Annotated in this window: 21 protein-coding genes and 3 tRNA genes; 13 read left to right on the forward strand and 11 right to left on the reverse strand. The window is 72.8% G+C overall.

The window, feature by feature from the left end; translation table 11 throughout:
* Window positions 1–56 precede the first annotated feature (56 nt).
* From A0J59_RS15445 to A0J59_RS15465, 6 genes are all read left to right on the forward strand, one after another.
* Window positions 57–130 (forward strand) — tRNA-Ile (locus tag A0J59_RS15445).
* Window positions 131–158: 28 nt separating this feature from the next.
* On the forward strand, window positions 159–278 hold the full coding sequence (locus A0J59_RS22125; protein ID WP_208863433.1) for a DLW-39 family protein: 120 nt from the start codon (window positions 159–161) through the stop codon (window positions 276–278).
* A gap of 38 nt (window positions 279–316) precedes the next feature.
* A tRNA-Ala gene (locus tag A0J59_RS15450) sits at window positions 317–392 on the forward strand.
* Between the two features lie 158 nt (window positions 393–550).
* Window positions 551–1,705: a sensor histidine kinase gene (locus tag A0J59_RS15455; protein ID WP_156533077.1), complete on the forward strand. Its 1,155-nt coding sequence runs from the start codon at window positions 551–553 to the stop codon at window positions 1,703–1,705.
* On the forward strand, window positions 1,705–2,319 hold the full coding sequence (locus A0J59_RS15460; RefSeq protein WP_047231199.1) for a response regulator transcription factor: 615 nt from the start codon (window positions 1,705–1,707) through the stop codon (window positions 2,317–2,319). The genes A0J59_RS15455 and A0J59_RS15460 overlap by 1 nt, the downstream gene beginning before the upstream one ends.
* Window positions 2,320–2,403: 84 nt before the next feature.
* Complete coding sequence (locus A0J59_RS15465) at window positions 2,404–3,009, forward strand: hypothetical protein (RefSeq protein ID WP_231581648.1); 606 nt, start codon at window positions 2,404–2,406, stop codon at window positions 3,007–3,009.
* A gap of 174 nt (window positions 3,010–3,183) precedes the next feature.
* On the opposite strand, the gene A0J59_RS15470 is transcribed toward A0J59_RS15465, so the two are convergent.
* Window positions 3,184–4,317 carry a hypothetical protein gene (locus A0J59_RS15470; protein ID WP_064316699.1) on the reverse strand — a complete coding sequence of 378 codons (1,134 nt, stop codon included), beginning with the start codon at window positions 4,315–4,317 and terminating at the stop codon, window positions 3,184–3,186.
* Window positions 4,318–4,459: 142 nt separating this feature from the next.
* Between A0J59_RS15470 and A0J59_RS15475 the strand changes: the two genes are divergently transcribed.
* Complete coding sequence (locus tag A0J59_RS15475) at window positions 4,460–4,999, forward strand: peptidylprolyl isomerase (RefSeq protein WP_047230892.1); 540 nt, start codon at window positions 4,460–4,462, stop codon at window positions 4,997–4,999.
* Window positions 5,000–5,271: 272 nt separating this feature from the next.
* On the forward strand, window positions 5,272–5,919 hold the full coding sequence (locus A0J59_RS15480) for a rhomboid family intramembrane serine protease (RefSeq protein ID WP_369799785.1): 648 nt from the start codon (window positions 5,272–5,274) through the stop codon (window positions 5,917–5,919).
* A 132-nt stretch (window positions 5,920–6,051) separates the two neighbouring features.
* Here the strand turns inward: A0J59_RS15480 and A0J59_RS15485 are convergent, their stop codons facing one another.
* Entirely contained in the window at window positions 6,052–6,303 is a 252-nt protein-coding gene (locus A0J59_RS15485; protein ID WP_047230891.1) for a cell division protein CrgA, read from the reverse strand.
* Between the two features lie 321 nt (window positions 6,304–6,624).
* Between A0J59_RS15485 and A0J59_RS15490 the strand changes: the two genes are divergently transcribed.
* The 4 genes from A0J59_RS15490 to A0J59_RS15505 are packed head-to-tail and all read left to right on the forward strand — an operon-like array spanning window position 6,625 to window position 9,072.
* Complete coding sequence (locus A0J59_RS15490) at window positions 6,625–7,446, forward strand: DUF881 domain-containing protein (protein ID WP_231581646.1); 822 nt, start codon at window positions 6,625–6,627, stop codon at window positions 7,444–7,446.
* Window positions 7,443–8,222, forward strand: a complete 780-nt coding sequence (locus tag A0J59_RS15495) for a class E sortase (protein WP_064316701.1) — start codon at window positions 7,443–7,445, stop codon at window positions 8,220–8,222. Before A0J59_RS15490 ends, A0J59_RS15495 begins: the two co-directional genes overlap by 4 nt.
* Window positions 8,222–8,416, forward strand: coding sequence for a hypothetical protein (locus tag A0J59_RS15500; RefSeq protein WP_047230890.1), 195 nt, complete (start codon window positions 8,222–8,224; stop codon window positions 8,414–8,416). The genes A0J59_RS15495 and A0J59_RS15500 overlap by 1 nt, the downstream gene beginning before the upstream one ends.
* Window positions 8,413–9,072, forward strand: a complete 660-nt coding sequence (locus A0J59_RS15505; RefSeq protein WP_047230889.1) for an aminodeoxychorismate/anthranilate synthase component II — start codon at window positions 8,413–8,415, stop codon at window positions 9,070–9,072. The genes A0J59_RS15500 and A0J59_RS15505 overlap by 4 nt, the downstream gene beginning before the upstream one ends.
* A 75-nt stretch (window positions 9,073–9,147) precedes the next feature.
* Here A0J59_RS15505 and pknB read toward each other — a convergent pair whose 3' ends face one another.
* The 7 genes from pknB to A0J59_RS15540 form a co-directional block, all read right to left on the reverse strand.
* Window positions 9,148–11,193, reverse strand: coding sequence for a Stk1 family PASTA domain-containing Ser/Thr kinase (gene pknB / locus A0J59_RS15510; protein ID WP_369799786.1), 2,046 nt, complete (start codon window positions 11,191–11,193; stop codon window positions 9,148–9,150).
* Between the two features lie 131 nt (window positions 11,194–11,324).
* Complete coding sequence (locus A0J59_RS21290; RefSeq protein WP_082919083.1) at window positions 11,325–12,926, reverse strand: serine/threonine-protein kinase; 1,602 nt, start codon at window positions 12,924–12,926, stop codon at window positions 11,325–11,327.
* The gene (locus A0J59_RS15520) at window positions 12,923–14,389 is read right to left on the reverse strand and encodes a penicillin-binding protein 2 (protein ID WP_053370362.1); all 1,467 of its coding nucleotides are present in this window, start codon (window positions 14,387–14,389) and stop codon (window positions 12,923–12,925) included. Before A0J59_RS15520 ends, A0J59_RS21290 begins: the two co-directional genes overlap by 4 nt.
* Window positions 14,386–16,032, reverse strand: coding sequence for an FtsW/RodA/SpoVE family cell cycle protein (locus A0J59_RS15525; protein WP_064316703.1), 1,647 nt, complete (start codon window positions 16,030–16,032; stop codon window positions 14,386–14,388). Before A0J59_RS15525 ends, A0J59_RS15520 begins: the two co-directional genes overlap by 4 nt.
* The gene (locus A0J59_RS15530) at window positions 16,032–17,447 is read right to left on the reverse strand and encodes a Stp1/IreP family PP2C-type Ser/Thr phosphatase (protein WP_064316704.1); all 1,416 of its coding nucleotides are present in this window, start codon (window positions 17,445–17,447) and stop codon (window positions 16,032–16,034) included. Before A0J59_RS15530 ends, A0J59_RS15525 begins: the two co-directional genes overlap by 1 nt.
* Before the next feature lie 6 nt (window positions 17,448–17,453).
* Complete coding sequence (locus A0J59_RS15535) at window positions 17,454–17,957, reverse strand: FHA domain-containing protein (RefSeq protein WP_047230884.1); 504 nt, start codon at window positions 17,955–17,957, stop codon at window positions 17,454–17,456.
* A 10-nt stretch (window positions 17,958–17,967) separates the two neighbouring features.
* Window positions 17,968–18,675, reverse strand: coding sequence for a DUF3662 and FHA domain-containing protein (locus tag A0J59_RS15540; RefSeq protein ID WP_047230883.1), 708 nt, complete (start codon window positions 18,673–18,675; stop codon window positions 17,968–17,970).
* 324 nt (window positions 18,676–18,999) lie between these two features.
* Between A0J59_RS15540 and A0J59_RS15545 the strand changes: the two genes are divergently transcribed.
* Window positions 19,000–19,082 (forward strand) — tRNA-Leu (locus tag A0J59_RS15545).
* A gap of 268 nt (window positions 19,083–19,350) precedes the next feature.
* On the opposite strand, the gene A0J59_RS15550 is transcribed toward A0J59_RS15545, so the two are convergent.
* A complete protein-coding gene (locus tag A0J59_RS15550) occupies window positions 19,351–21,042 on the reverse strand; it encodes a hypothetical protein (RefSeq protein ID WP_064316705.1) in 1,692 nt (563 codons plus the stop codon).
* Window positions 21,039–21,929, reverse strand: a complete 891-nt coding sequence (locus A0J59_RS15555) for a site-specific integrase (protein ID WP_156533080.1) — start codon at window positions 21,927–21,929, stop codon at window positions 21,039–21,041. The genes A0J59_RS15550 and A0J59_RS15555 overlap by 4 nt, the downstream gene beginning before the upstream one ends.
* Window positions 21,930–22,036: the final 107 nt, after the last annotated feature.

Raw genomic sequence — 22,036 nt, forward strand, 5'->3', positions numbered from 1 at the left:
TCAATCGCTGCCTGCGAGCGGAGCGGCCCCCCGGGGCTGTCCGGCGAGGCGCGTACGGGCCTATAGCTCAGACGGTTAGAGCGCTTCCCTGATAAGGAAGAGGTCAGAGGTTCAAGTCCTCTTAGGCCCACTGCCGAACCCACTCGAGGGGGAACGTCATGAAGAAGCTTCTCGTCCTGCTCCTCGCCGCCGGCGCCGGGTATCTCCTGTGGCGCAAGTACACGGAGGACAACGCCGAGCGCGACCTCTGGGCAGAGGTCACCGACACCTTCGAGTGAGCACGTCTCACTCCTGACCGGCCCCGGCCGCGTCACCCGGGGCCATGGCGCAATTGGTAGCGCACCTGCTTTGCAAGCAGGGGGTTGGGGGTTCGAGTCCCCCTGGCTCCACCACCGAAGGGCCTCCGACGTCTGCCGTCGGGGGTCCTTCTTGCTGTCCGAGGACGGCCAAGCAGCACTCTCCCGAGCGCTGCGCGCCAGGTTGCCCCGTCGAGCGTGCGGCTACGCTCGCTCCTACTCCGCCGGTCGAGGTGGGGAAGGGGGGCGAGGACGTGACCCAGGCGCAGCCTCGACGGACTCCGCGCTGGATCGTGCTGGGCTTCCTCCTGGCCAGCTTCGCGTGGGCGCCGATCATCGCGATGTCGTTCACCGAGCCGCCGACGCCTCTGCGCACGGTGGTCTTCGTCGGCGCTCTGGTCCTCCTCGGACTCGCGCTGCTGCTCGTCCTCCTCGACGCCGTCGCTCCCGCCCCGGACCGGGCGTCCCGGAGGTGGAAGGTCGCCGGGCTGATCGCGCTCACCCTGGCGCTCTGGGCCCCGACGTTCTCGTGGGCCGAGCCGGGTGAGGAGCCCTGGCCGTGGCTCGCGGGCTTCGTCGTCGCCGCCGCGGGCCTGGCCGGCTGGCGCAGCGGCGTCGTGGCAGCCGTCGTCCTGGGTGGTGCTGCCGCGGCAGGCGGCGCAGTCTTCGACGGTGCGCCCCTTCCCAGCGTCGTCACGACCATCGGCGTCGCCCTCACCGTGTGGGCGATGTGCCAGGCGCTGGTCTGGTTGCACCGGCTGTGGTGGTCCGCGCAGGACGGACGGGAGGCACAGGCACGCCTCGCGGTGGCCGAGGAACGGCTGCGTGTCGGCCGAGAGCTGCACGACGTGCTCGGACGGCGCCTCGCCGTGATAGCGCTCAAGGCCGAGCGAGCCGCCGACCTGGCCGCGCGAGACCCCGATGCGGCCGCGGGCGAGAGCCGGAGCATCCGCGACCTCGCGGCCGGCACGCTCCAGGAGGCCCGGCGCACGATCCACGGAGAGGCCGTGACGGACCTCCCGTCGCAGCTGCGGTCGGCGGACCTCGTGCTCCGCTCGGCGGGGATCACCCCGTCGGTCGCCGCCGATCCCCAGATGCTGGCCGCCGTGCCGCCCTCGCTCGCCGGGCTCTTCGCGACGGTCGTCCGCGAGGCCGTCACGAACGTCCTGCGGCACAGCGACGCCCGCACGGCATCGATCCGCGTCGTGGTGCAGGGACCGGTGACGACGCTGAGCGTGGAGAACGACGGCGTCCGACCCGCGGTCGGGTCCGACGCAGCCGGCGGGACCGGTCTGGCGGCCCTCGCGGCACGGGCCGGTGCCGTCGGTGCGGAGCTCGTCGCGGGCCCGGACGGGGACGACCGCTTCGTGGTCCGGGTGAGCCGCTCGGCGCCGTCGGGGAGGTGGTGATGAGCGAACGGATCCGGGTGCTCCTCGCCGAGGACGACGAGCTGATACGGGAGGCTCTGGTCGGACTTCTGGAACGGGAGCCGGACGTGGACGTCGTCGCCACCGCCCGCGACGGCCGCGAGGCGATCGACCGAGCGCTGCGCCACGCGCCCGACGTCGCCGTCGTCGACCTGCACATGCCCGAGGTGGACGGGCTCGGCGTCATCGCGGAGCTGGCCCGAGCGCTCCCCCGGTGCGCGGGCGTGATCCTCACCGGACACGGTCACCCGTACGTGCTGCGCGAGGCCCTCGCCTCGGGGGCACGGGGGTTCCTCGCGAAGGGGGCGCCAGGCGCGGCGCTGGCGGACGTCGTCCGGCGGGTCCACGAGGGGCAGCGCTACGTCGATCCCGTCCTGGCCGCGGACGCCCTGACCGTGGCCCCGTCGCCGCTGACCGTCCGGGAGACGGCCGTGCTGGCGGCCGCGCAGCAGGACCGTGCTGTCCGCGACGTGGCTCGAGAGCTGTTCCTGTCGCCGGCCACGGTGCGCAACTACCTGGCGTCGGTCAGCCGCAAGCTCGGGGCCGACAACAGGTCCCAGGCGTACCGCATCGCCCGCGAGAACGGCTGGGTCTGACGCGCCCTCGGTCAGCGTCCGCACGGGTGTCCCGTGCGTGATTCACGGGTCCGTCGTGCGCGGCCCCGGCCCAGACTCGCGACCATGGACACACAGCAGCCCCGTCTCGATCCCGCGCAGCACCACGACGCCCACCGTGACCACGGACCGGGCCGCCATCTGCTGGAGCGGTGGCCGTCCCTCGTGGGACTGCTCGCTCTCCTCCTCAACGTCACGAACGGCGCCGACGCGCACGTGACCGCGATGATCATCGTCATCGCCTCGGCGTGCTACCTCGCGGCCAGCGCGATCGGGTCACGGCGCAGCGGCTGGATCGTGGTCGGAGGAGCGATCGTCGCCGTCGTCCTCGCGCGCGTCACCGGGCTCGACCCCACCGTGACGGTGCTCGTCCTGGGCGCGGCGTTCGCGGTGCTGGGCCTCCTCCGGGGCGCCGGCGTCGACCGCCGCGAGCTGGGCATCCAGGCCCTGGGGTTCCTGGGCTTCAGCGCCGTCGCGCTCACGGCCATGATGGTGGGCCCCGTGCCCGCTCTCTACCTCGCGGCGCTGGCCGCCGTCGGGCACGCCGCGTGGGACGTCGTCCACTTCGTCAGGGACCGGGTCGTGCCGCGCTCCCTCGCGGAGGCGTGCTTCGTGCTCGACCTCGGCCTCGGCGTCGCGATGCTGTGCCTCGCCGCGGTCGCACCGGCGTAGCTGCGCGAGACGTGAGGAAGCGCACCGACGGCGCACGCTCGTCGTCCGGTCCGGAAGCCTGGTCAGCGGGCTGGTCAGCGGCCTGGCCGGCGGGCCGTCCGCGGAGACGACGAAGGGCCCCACCGCGCGGTGGGGCCCTTCGCGTGCGAGCGCTCGGCACGCCGTCCTGCGAGGTCAGACGTCGTCGGCCTTCTTGGCGGCGTCCTCCGCGGCGGCCTCGGCCGCCTCGCGCGCCTTCTTGCCGGCGTCGCCGAGGTCGTCCTTCGCGTCCTCCGCCGCGTCCTTGGCCGAGGAAGCCGTGCCGCGGGTGGTGCTGCGGGCGCGGCTGGTGGCCTTCTTGGCGGCGTCCTTGGCGTCGGAGACGGCGTCGCTGACGCGGTCGCTGACGTCGTCGCGGACCTCGGCGGCGCGCTCGGCGAGCTTGTCGGTCGCCTCGCGGCCCTTCGCCACGGCGACTCCCGCGGCCTCGCCCAGCGACTCGGCGGCGTCCCCGACGGCGTGCCGGGCGTCGCCGACCACGTCGTCGAAGTGGACCTGCTGCTCCTCCTGCTCCCACGGCTCGGCCCAGGGGTCGGTCGTGGGCTGGGCGCGGCGATAGAGGACGTAGCCGACGCCCGCGGCGGTGACGCCGCCGGCGATCCACCAGAGGGTGCGGCCCTTGCCCTTCGAGGCGTCGGCCTCGGCGGCCTTCGCCGCCGCCTTGTCGGCCGCGGCGGCGAGCTTGGCTGCCGCCTTCTCCGCCGCCTTGTCCGCGTGCTTCGAGGCCTTCTTGCCGGCCTTGCCCGCGGCCTTCTGCGCCTGCTTCGCGGCCTCGGCGGCGGCCTTCTGCGCCTCCTTGGCGAGCTTGCGCCCCTTCCGGCCGGTCGCCGCCGCCGCGGCGGCGGATGCCGCGGCGGTCGCCTCGGCCGCGTTGTCGGCCGCGCGCTGGGCGGAGTCGGCGGCACTGGCGGCAGCGGCGTTGAAGCTCGCGACGATCTTCGGCAGCACGTCGTCGACGAGCTTGTCGTGCGCGGTGTCGATCGCGGGCGCGGCCTTGCCCGCGGCCTTCTCGACGCGCGGCGCGGCGGCCTGGATGCTGTCCTGCCACGCCTTCTCGACGCGCGGCTGGAGCCACTCGAGGAACGCCTCGACCTTGGGCGTGCCCCACTCCTTGGCGTGGACGGCCGCGTCCTTGGCCTGGTCCGCGAGCTGGGTCGCGGCGCTCTGCGCGGTCGCGGCGGCCTGCGCGGCCTGGTCCTTGAGCTTCTCGGTGTCGATCGACTCGAGCGTGTCCTTGACGGAGTCGCTCGCTGAGCGAGAACGGGTCATGCGTGCTCCCCGGGGTCGTCGTCCGACGGGACGAAAGGGCGGATGCGATGGGCGTTTCCGACCACTCTGCCACCACCGTGCCCGACCCGCGAGACATCGCGTCGGACGGGTCGCGCGCGGGTCTCGTGGGAGGATGGTGCCCATGTTCGCAACCCTCCACACGACCGCAGGTGACATCCGGATCGAGCTCCTGCCGAACCACGCCCCGAAGACGGTGGCGAACTTCGTCGGGCTCGCGAAGGGCACCACGACGTGGTCCGACCCCCGCACCGGCGCAGAGCGCACCGAGCCGTTCTACGACGGACTGATCTTCCACCGCGTGATCCAGGACTTCATGATCCAGGGCGGCTGCCCGCTGGGCACCGGGACGGGCGGCCCCGGCTACACGTTCAACGACGAGATCCACCCCGAGCTCCAGTTCGACCGCCCCTACCTCCTGGCGATGGCGAACGCGGGCCTGCGCCGCAACCCGGTCACGGGCGAGGTCGAGGGCACCAACGGGTCGCAGTTCTTCATCTCGACGGTCCCCACCACCTGGCTCAACGGCAAGCACACGATCTTCGGCGAGGTCGCGGACGACGAGTCCCGCGCGGTGGTCGACGCGATCAACACGACGCCGACCCGCCCGGGCGACCGCCCGCAGGAGGACATCGTCATCACCTCGGTCACCATCGAGGACTGACCATCTCGACCACACCTCCCGGGCCCCCCGGCCCGCCCGCGTACGGGACGGCCGGACCGCACGACGGTCCTGCCGTCCCGCCCGTGTGCCCGCGGCACCCGGACCGGGTGTCGTACGTGCGCTGCCAGCGCTGCGGCCGCCCCGCGTGCCCCGAGTGCCAGCGCCCCGCAGCCGTCGGCATCCAGTGCGTCGACTGCGTGCGCGAGGCGGCCCGGCAGGCGCCGTCGCAGCGCAGCGCACTGGGCGGCAGGGTCCGCGGTGGCCCGCCGGTCGTGACGTTCACGATCATCGGCCTCTGCGTCGTGAGCTGGATCCTCCAGCTCGTCACCGGCGGCGAGTGGACGCGACTGTGGTGGTTCGCACCGGTCATCGGCGAGGACGAGCCGTACCGGTTCCTCACGTCGGCGTTCCTGCACTCGACGAGCCCCGTCCACATCCTCTTCAACATGTACGCGCTGTGGGTCACGGGGCCTTTCCTCGAGCAGATGCTCGGCCGCTGGCGCTTCGTCGCGCTCTACCTGCTGTCGGCGATCGGCGGCTCGGTCGGCTACCTCGTCCTCGCCGGCGGTCCGACGTCGGAGGGGTGGTACCAGCCCGTGGTCGGTGCCTCGGGCGCCGTGTTCGGGCTCTTCGGCGCCATCCTGCTCGTGCTGCGGCGCACCGGTCGTAACGCGATGCAGATCGTCGTCCTCATCGGCATCAACTTCGCGATCGGTCTCTTCTTCACCGGCATCGCGTGGCAGGCGCACCTCGGTGGGCTCGTCGTCGGTCTCGTCCTCGGGGCCGCGTACGCGTACGCGCCGAAGGAACGCCGCACCGTGGTCTCGGTGGGCGCGACGGCGGTCGTCGCGGTCGCGCTCGTCGCGGCAGCATGGCTGACCTATGCCTCGGCGGACCAGGTCGGACACCTCGTCGGCTGATCCCGGGTCGCGGTCCCGGTGAGTTATCCCCAGGGTTACTCACAGGTGTGGAACTACGCCGGTGTCATTCCGCACCTCACGGCTCGCCCGGCTCGCCGCGCGCCCCGAGGCGCGCGGCCGCCGTCGGACCGCCTACTTCCAGCGCGTGGTGAGCGCGAAGCCCGCGATGATGAACGCGAAGCCGACGCCGAGGTTCCAGGCGCCCAGCGCCGGGATCGGGAGCTGCGCGGACCCGCTGAGGTAGAACAGCACGATCCACGCCAGCCCGACGAGCATGAGCCCGAGCATCGTGGGCACGAGCCAGCGCGGGTTGCCCGACTCGGGCTTGGGCACGCTCGGCGGACGCTGCGGCTTGGGCTTCTTGCGCGACTTCGACTCGGGCACGAGGGTGGGCTCCTGTCCTGGTGGGGTCCGCTGCCGGCGGCGTCGGGACGCACCGCGGGAGCGGACGCCTGCCGTCGTCGTGCAGGAACCGTGCATGGCTCGGGCGAAGGTCGTCGACGCGCCGGGAGGCTCCGTAGGAGCACGGGTCCGTCACGATCGTGGACGACGTTCGTCGACTAGCGTAGTGGGCGCACACAATAGGCACGGACACCGCGCGCGGGCAACGGCCCTGTCGCGGCGGCGACGACACGACAGACGCACGGCAGAGACACACCGGAGAGACGGCCGACGACCTCGTCCGCCCAGGAAGGAGACGGTCGCGTGAGCAGCACCGACCCCGCCTCCGCGACGCCCGACGACCCCGCCGAGGCGGTCGCGGCCGGTCCCGCGCCGTCGCCCGCTGCCCCCGCTGTGCCGCCGCGCTCCCGCCGGGTCCGGTCCGCCGTGACCGTCGCGCTCGTCCTCGCGCTCGCCGGCGTGATGTTCACGGCGAACGCGCGCCTCGCCCGGGGCGACGACTCGCGTCACCCCGAGAATCTCGCGCAGCTCGTCGACCGCGAGTCGGACCGCGTGGCGGAGCTCTCGGCCCAGGTCGACGCGCTCACGGAGGAGATCGCAGGACTGTCGCAGACCGGCGACGCGCCGGCCGGCGTCGATCCCGACCTCGCGTCGCGCACCGCGGTCGCGGCCGGCACGACGCCGGTCAGCGGCACGGGCCTGTCCGTCTCGCTCGACGACGCACCCCCGGAGGGCAACTACCCGCCGCAGATCCGCCCGGACGACCTCGTCGTGCACCAGCAGGACATCCAGTCCGTCGTCAACGCCCTGTGGGCCGGTGGCGCGGAGGCGATGACGCTCCAGGGTCAGCGCGTCACCGCGACGTCGGCGTTCCGCTGCGCGGGCAACATCCTCCTGCTGCACGGCCGCGTGTACTCGCCGCCCTACGTCGTGGAGGCCGTGGGCGACCCCGAGGCGCTGCGCGACGCCCTGGAGCGCTCGCCCGGCGTGCAGGTGTACCAGGAGTACGTCGACGCCGTGAACCTGGGCTGGTCCGTCGAGGACAGGTCCGACCTCGAGCTCCCCGGCTACGAGGGCGCGCTCGAGCTCCGCTACGCCCGGCCCTCCGACGCGGTGGCGTCGTGACGGCCACCGCCCCCGCGCCGGTGCGGCACGCGGGCCGCCGCTCCTCGGGGCGCGGCGCGGTCTCGACGGTCGTCGGCGTCGTCGGGGAGCTGCTCATCACGCTCGGGATCCTGCTGGGGCTGTACGTCGTCTGGCAGCTCTGGTGGACGGACGTGCAGGCGGACCGCGTGCAGGCGCAGGTCCTGGAGGAGATGGACGCGCCCACGCCGGACGCCGCGGACGTCGCGACGGCCGTGCGCCGGGACGAGCCGCCGGTCATGGAGGCGCCCGCCCTCGGCGAGGTGTGGGGCACGCTCTACGTGCCGCGCTGGGACGGCAAGATGATGCCGATCGCCGAGGGGACGGACAAGCGCTCGATCCTCGACCAGGGCCAGGCGGGGCACTACCCCGAGACCGTCATGCCGGGCGCCGTCGGCAACTTCTCCCTCGCCGGGCACCGGCAGACGTACGGCAAGATCTTCCACGACGTGGAGGAGCTCGAGATCGGTGACCCGATCGTCGTGGAGGCCGGCGGGGTCTGGTACGTGTACCGCGTGGACCACATGCAGGCCGTGAAGCCCGACCAGGTGGAGGCCGTGGCGCCCGTCCCGTGGCAGCCCGGCGTCGAGCCGACGGAGCGGTACCTCACCCTGACGACGTGCCACCCGATCGGGCTGAACTCGCTCGTGGCGCGGTTCATCGTCAACGCGAAGCTGGACTACTGGATGCCCGTCGAGGACGGCACGCCGCCCGACCTGGTCGGCCAGGCGGCCCCTGCGGCCGAAGGGAGCGCGTGATGTACGGGGCGCTGTGGCGCGTGCTGCCCGGCCCGGCATGGGTCCGGGTGCTGATCCTGCTCGTCCTCGCGGCCGCCGTCGTGCTCGCGTGCTTCGAGTGGCTGTTCCCCGTCGTGTCCGAGTACATGCCGTTCAACGACCCCAACATCCAGACCGACGCCGCCGGCGCCGTGTCCGTGGAGGCCCCGCGATGACCCACCAGACCCGCATCCTCGTCGTGGACAACTACGACTCGTTCGTCTACACGATCGTCGGCTACCTCGACCAGCTCGGCGCCCGGACCGTCGTCGTGCGCAACGACGCCGTGCCCGAGCCCGACGCCGAGGGTCGGTTCCACGACGCCGACGGCACCGTGTTCGACGGCGTGCTGGTCTCCCCGGGGCCTGGCACCCCGAAGGAGGCCGGTCAGAGCGAGCAGGTCATCCGCGCGTGCGCGGCCTCGCGCACGCCGATGCTCGGCGTGTGCCTGGGCCACCAGGCGCTCGCCGAGGTGTACGGCGCGACGGTCACGCACGCACCCGAGCTCATGCACGGCAAGACGAGCCTCGTCGAGCACGAGGGCGAGGGCGTCCTGGCCGGGCTCCCCGCCCCGTTCACCGCGACGCGCTACCACTCGCTCGCCGTCGTGAGCGACACCGTGCCCTCCGAGCTCGAGGTGACCGCGTCGACCTCCGGCGGCGTCATCATGGGACTCCAGCACCGCGACCTGCCCCTGCACGGCGTCCAGTTCCATCCCGAGTCGGTGCTCACCGAGGGCGGCCACCGCCTGCTCGCGAACTGGCTCGAGGCCTGCGGGCTCGACGGCGCCGTCGAGCGTTCGGCGGGCATGGCGCCGCTCGTCCGGCAGTAGCCGACCGCACGACGACGGGCCCGCACCTCTCGAGGTGCGGGCCCGTTCGTCATGGCTCGCCGGGTGGGCGTCAGGTCAGCCCTCGCCGCCCCCGCCGCCGTTGCCCCCGCCGTTGTTGCCTCCGCCGCCGTTGTCGCCGCCGGTCGACGGGCCGGGACCGGTCGAGACGATGAGCGAGACCTCCGTGCCGACCTCGACCTCGGTGCCGCCCCCAGGGTCGGAGCCGATGACGACCCCGGCCGGCCACTGGTCGGACTCCTGGTTCTGCTGCGTCCCGGGGTTGAGCCCTGCACCTCCGAGCGCGTCGTTCGCCTGGTCCAAGGTCATGCCGACCAGGTTCCTCGGGACGTTCGTCGTCTCCGGCTCCTCGGCCTTCGGGATCGCGACGTCGATGGTGACCTCCGAGCCCTGCGGCACGCTGCCGGCGTTGGGCCGCTGCGCGACGACCTGACCCTCGGGCTCGTCGGACTCCACCTCGTTCACGACCGGCTTGAGACCGAGGTCGGTGATCTTCTGCTCCGCGCTCTGGCGCTGGTCGCCCACGAGCTCGGGAAGGGCGACGAGTCCGGACGAGACGTAGAGCGTGACGGTCGAGCCGCCGGCGACGGACTGACCGGCCGCGGGGTCGGTGCGCGTCGCCGCGTCCTTCGCGACGTCCTTCGAGTCCTCGGAGCCTCCGGACGTGACCTCGAGGCCCTGCGCCTCGAGGATCTGGCGCGCCTCGTCCTGCGACCTGCCCTTGACGTCCTGGATCACGACGGCGTCGGGTCCGGCGGAGAAGAAGGCCGTGACGGTCGAGCCGAGGTCGGCCTCGGTGCCGCCCGCGGGATCGGTCTTCGTGAACGTCCCCTCGGCCTCCGTCGACTCCTGGTCGATGGCCTGCTCGTACGCGAACCCGGCGTCGGTGATCCTCTGCTCGGCCTCCTCGGGCGTCACGCCTGCCGAGAGCGTCGGGACCGTGCCCGTCGTCGGCTCGTCCTCGCCCTGGCCGTTGATGACGAGCATCGTGATGATCGCGGCGAGGGCGAGCACACCGATCGCGATGAGGGTCCACATGAGGCCCTTGCGGCTCTTGGGCTCCTCCTCGTCCTCCCCCGGCACCTCGTCGCCGGGCGGGACCGCCGGCGCCACGCTCGTCGCCCACGGGTTCGGGGCGGCGGCCGCGGGGGCCATGACCTGCGTGGCGGAGTCCACCATCGTGGGCTGGAGGTCGGCGGCCGCGGCGGCGGCACCGAGGCCGGCCGCTGCTGCGGCGACCCCGAGCGCGGGGGCCGTGATCGCTCCGCCGCGCACGGCGTTCTCCAGGTCGGCGCGGAACTCCGCCGCGTTCGAGTACCGGGCCGTGCGGTCCTTGGCGAGCGCCTTGAGCGTGATGCGATCGAGGACCTCGGGCACGTCGGGCGCGACGGCGCTCGGCGTCGCCGGGGCCTCGCGCACGTGCTGGTACGCCACCGCGACGGGCGAGTCGCCGATGAACGGCGGGCGGCCGGTGAGCAGCTCGTAGAGCAGGCAGCCGGTGGAGTACAGGTCGGAGCGCGCGTCGACGGTCTCGCCGCGCGCCTGCTCCGGTGAGAGGTACTGGGCGGTGCCGATGACGGCCTGGGTCTGCGTCATGGTCGCGGCCGAGTCCGCCATGGCGCGGGCGATGCCGAAGTCCATGACCTTGACGGCGCCCGTGGGCGTGATCATGACGTTCGCGGGCTTGATGTCGCGGTGCACGATGCCGGCGTGGTGCGAGTACTCGAGCGCCGCGAGCACGCCCGCCGTGATCTCGACCGCCTCGTCGATGGGGACGGCCTGGCCGTCGCGAAGGATGTCGCGGACGGTGTGGCCCTCGACGTACTCCATGACGATGAACGGGACGTGCACCGAGTTGCCGGTGGCGTCCGCGTGGACGTCCTCGCCGGTGTCGTACACCGCGACGATGGCCGGGTGGTTGAGGGACGCCGCCGCCTGGGCCTCGCGGCGGAAGCGCGCGAGGAAGGTGGGGTCGCGGGCGAGGTCGGACCGCAGGATCTTGATCGCGACGGTGCGACCGAGGCGGTTGTCGTGCCCGATGTGCACCTCGGCCATGCCACCACGGCCGATGAGCTCACCGACCTGGTAACGCCCGGCAAGCACTCGGGGAGCGTTGTCCACCACTCATTCGTCCTTCGGTGTCGTCGGAGCCGCGGGCGCGTCCGCTCGCGGCACATCTGGCGCAATCATCCCACTGGAGGGCGTCCGGGAAAGCCGGGAACACAACGATGTCGTCACGATGTCACCCGTCCGGAGAGCGTCGGGGAGTCCGGCGCGGCGGCGTCGGTGACCGTCTCGACGACGGCGGCGGGAGCCGCGTCCGCGTCGTCCCGGTCGCGGTCGCCCAGGGAGGCGATCGTCGCGACGACCAGCACGAGGAGCAGGCCCAGCAGGGCCACCAGGGGCCACGTGAGGCCGTTCGGCAGCCCGCCGAGGCGCCGCCCCGTCGTCGTGGACGTGCGGCGGCCGGAGGACGACCGCGACGGGGCCGCCTGCGACTGCCGTCGGGCCTCGGCCCGCGTGGCCGGCGCCACCGACGGGGTGCTCGCGGGCGAGCCGGCGCCCGGCCGCGTGCCGCCCCGAGCGGGCTGCGGGCGTCGCGACGAGCGGGTGCCGCCGTGCATCTCGCGGCGCGGCGGGTAGGCGCGGGGACCGGCCGGGTCCTCGCCCGCCGACGCGGGGACGGGGCGCTCCCAGGGCAGTGCGGGACCGGGGGCGGGCGCCGTGTCGGACGGCGGTGCGGTCGCCTGACCGACGGGCTCGGCGTCTCTCTCGGCGAGGTGGCCACCCGCGGGTTCGGCGGCGTGGGCGCCTGGTCGGGCCTCCGGGGCGATCCACGGCGTCGCGGGGTCGACCGGGTGCGGGTCGCGCACGGCGGCCGGGATGACGAGCGGCGTGATGACGGGAGCGGGGGCCGGCTCGGGTGCCGGAGGGGCATCGTCCTCCGCCGCGCGTGCGCGGCGGCCGCGCCGGGTGTTGGCGGCCGCGCCGGCACGGGCGGACCACGGGTCGGCCGCGAGGCGCGCCTGGATCTCCTCGAAGACCCGCGCGAGGGCGTCGGCCGGGTGCGGCCGCGCCAGCGGGTCCTTGGCGAGCATGACCATGACGAGCTCGGAGAGCTCCGGGTCGACCGACGACGGGAGCGGCGGCACGGGCTCGTTGACGTGCGCGACCGCGATGTCGACCGGGGTGGACCCGGTGAACGGCCGGTTCCCGACGATCGACTCGTACGCGACGATCCCCAGCGCGTAGATGTCCGACGCCCCCGTGGCCGCCTGCCCGACGGCCTGCTCGGGCGACAGGTACTGGGCGGTGCCCATCACCATGCCCGTCGCGGTCATCGGTACCTGGTTGGCCGCGAGCGAGACGCCGAAGTCGGTGATCTTCACCGTGCCGGAGCGGTCGATGAGGATGTTGCCCGGCTTGACGTCGCGGTGCACGACGCCGGACAGGTGCGCCGCGTGGAGGGCGCGCGCCGTCTGGGCGAGGATCGGCAGCAGCCGGGCGGGCGGGAGCACGGGCTCGCGCTCCAGCAGGTCCGCCATGGGCTCGCCCACGACGAGCTCCATGACGAGGTACCCGGAGCCGTTGGTCTCGCCGTAGTCGTACATCTGGGCGATGTTGGGGTGCGAGAGCGCGGCGCTGTTGCGGGCCTCGGTCCGCAGGCGGTTGAGGAAGTCCTCGTTGCCCGCGTACTCGGTCCGCAGGACCTTGACGGCCACCTCGCGCCCGAGCGCGTCGTCGGCCGCGACCCATACCTCGCCCATGCCGCCGACGGCGATGCGCCGCACCAGGCGGTAGCGGTTGCCGAGCGTCAGCCCCCTCACGGGCTTCATCCGTTCAACACCGCCTCCATGACGGCGCGCGCGATCGGCGCGGCGATCGCGCCGCCGGTCGCCTCGTTGCCCAGCGAGCCGCCGTTCTCGACGATGACCGCGACCGCGACCTGCGGGTCGTCGGCGGGCGCGAAGCTCGTGAACCACGCGTGCGGCGCGGCCTCGCCACCGGTCTCGGCGGTCCCGGTCTTGCCCGCGACCTGCACGCCCGGGATCTGCGCCGCCTTCCCCGAGCCGTTCTCGACGACCCCGAGCATCATCTGCGTGAGCTGGTCGGCGGTCGACGGCGACACCGAGGTGCGCAGGCGGCGCGGCTCGGACTGGCGGACGACGTCGAGGTCCGGGTTGCGGATCGTCTCGACCGTGTACGGGGCCATCTGCACGCCGTCGTTCGCGATCGCGGCGGCGACCATCGCCATCTGGAGGGGCGTGACCTTGACCTCGCCCTGCCCGATGCCCGCGCGCGCGATGCCCGCCGGGTCCGCGCCCGGGGTGCCCTCCGCGGGGAACTGGCTGGGGGTGACGTCCATCGGGATCTCGAGCGGCGCGTCGAAGCCGAAGTCCTCGGCCTGGTCCCGCATCGCGTCCTCCCCCAGCGTCATGGCGAGGTCGCCGAACGCGGTGTTGCAGGAGATGCGGAGCGCGTCCGCGAGGGTCATCTCGCCCGTCGGGGAGCAGCGCGACCCGCCGAAGTTCTTCATCGTCTGCGTCGACTGCGGGTACGGGAGCTCGTCCGGTGCCGGGATCACGGTCTCGGCCGTGTACTGCCCGCTCTCGAGGGCCGCGGCCGAGGTGACGATCTTGAACGTCGAGCCCGGCGGGTACGTGTTGCCGCGGATCGCCCGGTTCGACATCGGGTTGCCGTCGGCGTTGAGGAGCTCCTGGTACCGGTCGCGCGCGGCGGCGGTGTCGTGCGTCGCGAGCTCGTTGGGGTCGTAGCTCGGCTTGGACACGAGCGCGAGGACGCGCCCCGTCTTCGGCTCGATCGCGACGACCGCGCCGCGCTGGTCGCCCAGCGCGTCCCAGGCGGCCTGCTGCGCCGCCGGGTCGATCGTCAGCTCGACGGACGCGCCCTGCGGCTGCTTGCCGGTGAACAGCGCGCTGAGGCGGTCGAGCCACAGCGAGCTGGCTTCGCCGTTGAGGTAGTCGTTCTCCTTGTCCTCGATCTCCGTGCGCCCGTTGGTGAGCGAGAGGAACCCGGAGACGGGCGCGTAGAGCGGGCCGTTGGCGTACTGCCGCTGGAAGCCGAACGCGTCGTCCACCGGGGTCGAGGACGCGATCGCGTCGCCCGCGACGACGATCGGGCCGCGGAACTTGTTGTACTCGCGGTAGATGGTGCGGGCGTTGCGCGAGTCGTTGTTGAGCGAGTCCGCCTGGACGAACTGGATGTACGTCGTCGACACCATGAGCGCGAGGAACATGACGAGGACGACCGTCGCGACGCGACGCAGGGGGACGTTCACCGGGCTCCTCCCCAGGGGTCGGTCTCGGGGTGGGTGCCGTCGGGACCGGGGCGCCGCACGACCTCCGTGCGGAGCTCGTCGGGGTGGGCGGAGACCTCGCCCGTCTGCCCGACGGCGGGCTGCACGCCCGTCGTCGCGCGCGTCGGACCGGTGGGAGGCCCGACGGCGGCGGGCGCGCCGACCGTGGTGGGCGCGTCGTCGGGCCGGGCGCCGACGGCCGGAGCCCCGCTGCCCACGACCTCGACCGGCTCGGAGTCGGGGCGCGTGCGCGTGCCGCCGGGAGCCACCTGCCCGCGCACGGGCAGGGACGAGGGCCGGCGCGCGTCGTCGGAGATGCGCAGCAGCAGGCCCACGACCAGCCAGTTCGCGAGGAGCGACGACCCGCCCTGCGCGACGAACGGCATGGTGAGGCCCGTGAGCGGGATGATCCGGGTGATCCCGCCGACGACGACGAAGAGCTGCCACGCCATGACGAACGCGAGCCCGCCCGCGAGGAGCTTGCCGAACCCGTCGCGGACCCCGATCGCGGTGCGCAGGCCGCGCTCCACGAGGATGAGGTACGCGAGCAGGATGCCGATCAGACCGGTGAGCCCGAGCTCCTCGCCGAGCGAGGCGTAGATGAAGTCGGAGAACGCGTACGGGACCGTCCGCGGGTAGCCCGCGCCCCAGCCGGTGCCGAACAGGCCGCCGTTGCCGAGCGAGAACAGGCCACCCACGAGCTGGCCCGAGCCGCCGGGACTGCGACCGAAGATCTCGGGGTCGAACGGGTGGAGCCACACGTCGACGCGCGCCTGCACGTGCCCGAACGTCGACGCCGCGAGGACCGCGCCGACGGCGATGAGCAGCAGACCGATGACGACCCAGCTCACGCGCTCGGTCGCGATGTACAGCATCGCGACGAAGAGCCCGAAGAACAGGAGCGACGTGCCGAGGTCGCGCTCGAACACGAGGATCGCGAGCGAGACGAGCCAGACGATGATGATCGGCCCGAGGTCGCGCAGGCGCGGGAGCTGCAGGCCGAGCACCTTGGGCCCGGCGAGCGCGAGCGTGTCGCGGTTCGTCACGAGGTAGCCGGCGAAGAAGATCGCGAACGCGATCTTCGCGAACTCCGCGGGCTGGAGCGAGAAGCCGAAGACGTTGATCCAGATCTGCGCGCCGTTGATGCGCGTGCCCAGGCCCGGGACGAGCGGCAGCGCGACGAGCACGATGCCCGCGATCATCGCGGTGTACGTGTAGCGCCGCAGGGTCCGGTGGTCGCGCAGGAACCAGATCACCGCGAACGCGCAGAGGATGCCGAGAGCGGTCCACTGGAGCTGGCGCGGCGCGAGGTCCTGGGTGCCGCCCGTGACCTGGGACCCGAGGTCGAGGCGGAAGATCATCGCGAGGCCGATGCCGTTGAGCGCGACGGCGATCGGCAGGATCACCGGGTCCGCGTACGGCGCCTTGAAGCGCAGCAGCAGGTGCGCGGCGCCGGCGAGCACCACGGTGCCGATGCTGTACACGTAGAAGCGGCCCGGCAGCTCGCCCGTGAGCTGCAGGCCCACGAGCGCGTACGCCCCGATGCCCAGCGCGAGCGCGAGGACAAGCAGACCGAGCTCCGCGCCCCGGCCGGGGCGCACCTCGGTGGTCTCCACCGTGGCCATCAGGCCCCCGAGCCGGCGCCGTCGGTGGGTGCCGGGGTCACGTCGGGCGCCCCGGCCTCCGGGGTCTCGGTCGCGCCCTCGGTGGGCGTCTGGGTGGTGCCGTCGGTCGCCGGCGCGTCGGTGGACTCCTCCGCTGCCTCGGCGACGAGGCGCTCCGCGCGCGCCCGGGCGTCCTCGAGGGACTCCGCGGGGATCGTGGTCTCCAGGCGGTCGACGACGTAGCCCGGCAGGTCCGCGACGCGCGTCCCCGTGAGCTCGATCGGCGTGGACAGCGTCACCGGGCCCGCGTTCTCCGGGATGCCGCGGAACACGGCCACCTGACCGTCGGCGACCCCGACGTAGTACTGCGTCTGCGTCCAGCGGTACCCCGCCCACCCGGCCACGCCGAGGCCGGCGACGACGAGGAGGATCGCGACGACCGTGATCCAGCGGCGCGGCGCACGGCCGGGCCGCACGTCGCCCTCGCCCTCCTCCGCGACGTCGCCCGGGGTCGCCTCGCCCTCCGCGGCCTCGGGCGCGTCGTCCGCGGCGGGCTCCTCGGTCGCGGCGGGGGCGTTCGCGCTGGCCATGAGGGCTGCCGCCCGCGCGGCGGGGCCGTCCGCGGCCGACGTCGGCGCGTCGCGGTCGATCGCCGCCGACCCGACGATCTGCGCCCCGGTGCCGGGAGCCGCGCCGTCGGGCAGGACGTCGAGGTCGAGGATGTCCGCGACCACGACGGTCACGTTGTCCGTGCTGCCGGCGCGCAGCGCGAGCTGGAGCAGGTGGTCGGCGCACTCGTCGACGTCGGGGGTGTCCGTGAGCGTCTGGGCGATCGTCTCCGGGCTGACGAAGCCCGAGAGGCCGTCCGAGCACAGGAGCCAGCGGTCGCCCGGCTTCGCCTCGCGCACCGACATGTCGGGCGTGAGGTCGATGTCGAAGTCGCCGAGCACGCGCATGACGACGTTGCGCTGCGGGTGCGTCTCCGCCTCGTCGGGCGAGATGCGGCCCGTGTCCACGAGGTGCTGCACGAACGTGTGGTCGGTCGTGACCTGGGTGAGCTCGCCGTCGCGCAGCAGGTACGCGCGCGAGTCGCCGAGGTGGGCCATCGCGAGCTTGTTGCCCGCCCGCAGGATCGCGGTGACGGTCGTGCCCATGCCGACGAGCTCGGGGTCGGTCACGCTGCGGTCCACGAGGTCCTGGCGCGCGTGGTCGATCGAGCGCTCGAGCTCGGCGAGCGCGTCGTCCGGGCCGTGCGACTCGCCGTCGAGCGGCGCGAGCGCCGCGATGGCGATCGACGACGCGACGTCGCCCCCTGCGTGGCCGCCCATGCCGTCGGCGACGACGAGCAGGTGCGGCCCGGCGTACCCGGAGTCCTGGTTGTTGGAGCGCACGAGCCCGACGTCGGAGCGCGCGGCGTAGCGCAGGGCGATGTTCACTGCGGGCTACCTCTGCAGCTCGACGACGGACTGACCGATCCGCACCCGCGTGCCCGGGCCCAGCGGCGTCACCTGGGCGATGCGCTGGTCCTCGACGTAGGTGCCGTTGGTGGAGCCGAGGTCCTCGACGAACCAGGACCCGTGCTGCGGGAAGATGCGCGCGTGGCGCGACGAGGAGTAGTCGTCGTCGAGCACGAGCGTGCAGCTCGGCGCCCGTCCGATGAGGATCGACGACGTCGTGAGGGGGATCGTCGTGCCCGTGAGCGGGCCGGCGGTGACGACGAGCCGGGACGGTCCCGCGGGTGCGGCGGGGCGTGCGGGCTCCGGAGCCGCGGCAGGCGTGGGGCCCGACGTCGGGCGCGCGGCCTGCGCAGCGCCCTTGCGGCCCCGGCGGGGCGTGATCTTGGTGCCGTACAGGTCCCGACGCAGCACCCCGATCGCGGAGAGCACGAACACCCAGAGCAGCACCAGGTAGCCCAGCCGCAGCAGGGTGAACGTGAGGTCGGTCATGCGGGCCGGATCACCACTCCTCGTTGTCGGACGCGCCGGTCCAGAACATGATGCGGGTACGGCCGATCGTCAGGGAGTTGCCGTCCAGCAGCGTCGCGGCCGGCACCTGGTGGCCCTCGACGAACAGGCCGTTGGTCGAGCCGAGGTCCGTCGCGATGACGCCCTCCGGCGTCACGCGGATCTCCAGGTGGCGGCGCGAGACGCCCGGGTCGTCGACGACGATGTCGGCCTCGGAGCCACGCCCGATGACGGTGACCGGGCCCGTGAGCAGGTAGCGCTGCCCGTCGATGTCGACGAGGGGGTGCCGCGTGCTCGGGGACGCGGACGTCGCGGGCGCCACGTTGCCGCGCACGCTGGCCGAGCGGAGCTGGAAGCGGCCGACGTCGAGCGTGTCGTTCTGCTCGAAGCTCACGCTCACCGGGCCGACGAACGCGTAGTGCTGCGACGCCGCGTACTGCGTGACGTTCGACGCCAGCTCGTCGGCGAGCGTCTCCGCGCCCCACCCCTCGACCTGGCCGAAGTCGTCCACCGACAGCTCGATGGTGAACTCGTTGGGCACGACCGTGCGCTCGCGGTCCACGACGGCGGCGCGGTCGTCGACCTCGCGCCGCAACGCGCTCGCGAGCTCGACGGGCTTGACCTCGCTGCGTCCGACCTTGGCGAAGGCGTTGTTCACCACGCGCTCGACGCCCTTCTCGAAGCGGTCCAGGACTCCCATGCCACCTCCTCCCTCGTGCTCGCTCGTGCTGCGGCTCGTGCCGCGGTCCTCGTCTGCGCCTCCCGGACCCGCTCCCGGTGGCCTCTGGTGCACACCTGCGTCCCGGGCAGACTACCTAGATCGTATCGATCACGTCTGCGACGGAGGCCCGATTCGTCGCACGATCTCCGGACGGATGTGGTGCGTTCGGGGCGGAGCGTGTGAACGTCGGGCGCGCGGCCGTCGGGTACCTCGTCGGTGCGCGACGACCGGCACGTGGCGGCCGTCACGTCGGGTCGCGCGGTTCCGGGCGTCCTCGTGCGCCGTGCTAGTCTTCTGCGGCACGCGCGAGTGGCGGAATGGCAGACGCGCTGGCTTCAGGTGCCAGTGTCCGAAAGGGCGTGGGGGTTCAAGTCCCCCCTCGCGCACGTGGAGAGGGTTTCGACTTCTCGGTCGGAAGACCTTCGGAAAGTCCCGGTCAGGTGATCCTGGCCGGGACTTTCTGCGTTCCGGGGTCAGTGCGGAGCGCTGGACGACGGCGTTCGCCGGCTCTGGGCGTGGCCGGCCCGGGTCCTGGGGGTGCTTGGGGTGGGTTGGGCGGTGTGCGGAGGCGTCTGAGGGCACGTCGGAGCGTCGCGCGGGTTGTGGTTCGACGCCCGGTGTTGCTGCGGCGGGTGCGCGAAGCTGTCCTGGTGGTCAGTGCGAAGCCGGTTGATCCCCTCTGCCTGGTGGTCCGCGGCGGTGTCGTCGCGGTGACCGGGTGCTTCTGCCGAGGGGTCGGCTGTCCGCGGGTTCGTTCAGCTGCGTGGCCCAGGGGTCGGGTTCGTCGTGGCGGGTGTGCCAGCGGTGGAGCTCGATGGTGTTGTGGGCGGCGAGGTAGATCGCGAGGAGCAACGCGGTGGCGTGGCGGTCGAAGATCTGGATGAAGCCGCGGTTGAGGTTGGCGTCGGTGAACCGGATGTGGGCGTTGAAGGTCTCGGCGTAGGTGCGCCTGTTGTAGGAGATCGCCCAGGCTGTCGACTGCCAGGGCAAGGTCTGGCGGTCCCGTTCGTGGGTGCTGTCCGCGACGGTGACGGTGATCCCGCAGCCGCAAGGCGTGCCTGCCTGGCAGGTCGTCGTGGGGAGATGGGCGCCGAGCCGCATCGTCGCGGGGTTGTTGGGGCAGCGAAGTCGTCCGCCGAGGCCGGGGCCTTTGAAGCGTTGGGTGCTGGCGCGGTCGTCGTGGCGGGCGTGGGCGATGAACCTGTAGGGCTCGCGGGCGTCGAAGACCTCACGGGTTCGGGCCTTGACGTCCGAGGACTGCCCGACCCGCGGTGGTTCGAGGTGGCGCAGCGGCGTGGGGAGCGCGGTGGTGTAGAGGTGCCCGTCGAGCCAGATCGTCCCGGGTGCAGGGCCTGGTCGGGCGCCACGCTGGGAGGTGTGCAGGTCCATGGTCACGGCGATGCCGAGATTCCGGAGGGGGCGTGCGAAGTGCTCGGGTCGCGCGGTGGTGTAGCCGCGGTCGAACAGTGCCTCGTCGACCGGTCCGGATCTCGTGATGGCGCGCGTCAGTGCTACGGCGGCGCCGGCGCGGTCAGTCACGCCGGGCCGTAGCGCCATGCCTGCGCAGATGCGCGGCCCTTCTCGGTCTCCGACAGATGCGACGTAGGTCGCGAGGTGGAGCTCGTATCCGACGTAGTGCTCGCTGGGACGGCGGTCGGTGTGCGTGCGTTTGCCCCAGCGGGCGTCGGGGTCGGCGCAGACCTGACCCTCGGGCGTGCGGTAGCCGTGGGAGTAGGGCACGGCGAAGGACTCGAAGTCGGTGCCGTCGACCGCTATCGCTCGGGTGCGGCGGAACGCACGCGGTATCGAGGCCTGGACGATCGTGGTGACGAGCTCGTCCGGTGTGAGGTCCAGGGCAGGGCAGCCGTGCGGGCAGGGGTCGACCTCGCCCGTGTCGACGTTGACCCGGATTCGGTGGTCGTGGTCGATGTGCACGCCGGTGCGTGTCGCCCTGACCAGCGCGGTGAAGGTGGACCAGATGCGCCGGTAGAGGCGTTGGCGCTCGCCCGGGTCGCTCGTCCAGGAATCGCGGAGCCCGAGGCGTCGCCTGCTCTGCGGGGTGATGCTGAGGATGGTGGACTCGACGCTGGCGAGGGTCATTCGATGCGGGTCGGACAGCGCGTGGAGGAAGAGCAGGCGTGAGACCAGTGGTAGGGAGGCGCAGCGGGGCCGGCCTTTGGTCGTGGCGGCGGTGCCGAGGATCGCCTGGATCTGAGGATGAGCGGCCAGGGCGATGGCGCGCGATACGCGCTGCTTCTCGGTGAACGGGTTGGGGCGGTATCGGATGATGCTGCGGCCCGACGCGGTGTGCGTGGGCCTGTTCCGGGTCCGACCCGCCGTCGTCACTGGCGGGTCAGCTCCGCGTAGAGGTCAGCGTCGGTGATCGGTGAGAGGAACTGCATGACGTGGCTGAAGGTCTTCCACGAGGTGAGGCCTGCCATCTGAGCCAGACCGTTCAGGTGGACCTTGTTCTCCAGGTGGTGCAGCAGCCATGTCGCGCGCAGCCGCTGAATCTTGAGGTCCGGGCAGTCGGGCGGCCGGTCGACCTTCTCGAGCAGATGTCCCAGAGGTGCACGATCCCAGTCCTTCGTGGTGAAGCCCAGGATCCCTGACCCCGGGTCCTCCTGGCGGATTTGGGCGAGCGTGACGTCGTGCGGCGGGGTGACGGGGATGATCCGCGCCCTGGCGCCGGGGACCGCCAAGCAGAGGTGTCCATGGCGGTCGAGGAGGTCATCGGTCGTGACCATCCGCAACTCTCGCGGATAGCAACCAGTACCGAGACCGAGCGCCAGCAGTGCGCCGAAACGGCGCCGCAGGAGTGGCGTGCGCTGTGAACGGCCGACGTCGAGAAGGCGTTCGACCTCATCCTGCGTGTACGGCCTGATCGTGTACTCCGGGCGCAGCAACTTCGGCAGCGGCGCCCAGGGTGCGTGCCGTGTGAGCTGCATCGAGAACCGGCGCAGGTCCGCCCGTCGCGTGCCCTGAGAGGAGAGGGCAAGGTGCGTGCACCCGACCGCGATGAATCGCTCGACGACGTCGGGAGTGAAGATCGCCTCTCGCTCCAGAGGCATGCCCTGCCGGTGCGCCCACACGACGAACTGCGACAACGTGCGCATCGCCTCGGTGGCCCGCCGAGGTTCGACCGGGTGCAGGTCGAGCGCGACCTGACGGGTGAACTCAGCGACCGGTGCCCAGTCCTCGGGCCGGATCGCGTTCGGCGTGTACCGGTGCACCCGAGCCTCTGCCTTCGCGGCAGCGTCGGCGTGGCGGTTGACGTCAGAAGTTCCAGAAGAGCACTCTGAGAGCACAGCAAGACCCCCACGGGTAGGCGGGTGTTTCT

It is taken from the genome of Cellulosimicrobium sp. I38E (assembly GCF_001647255.1).
GTDB lineage: Bacteria > Actinomycetota > Actinomycetes > Actinomycetales > Cellulomonadaceae > Cellulosimicrobium > Cellulosimicrobium cellulans_E.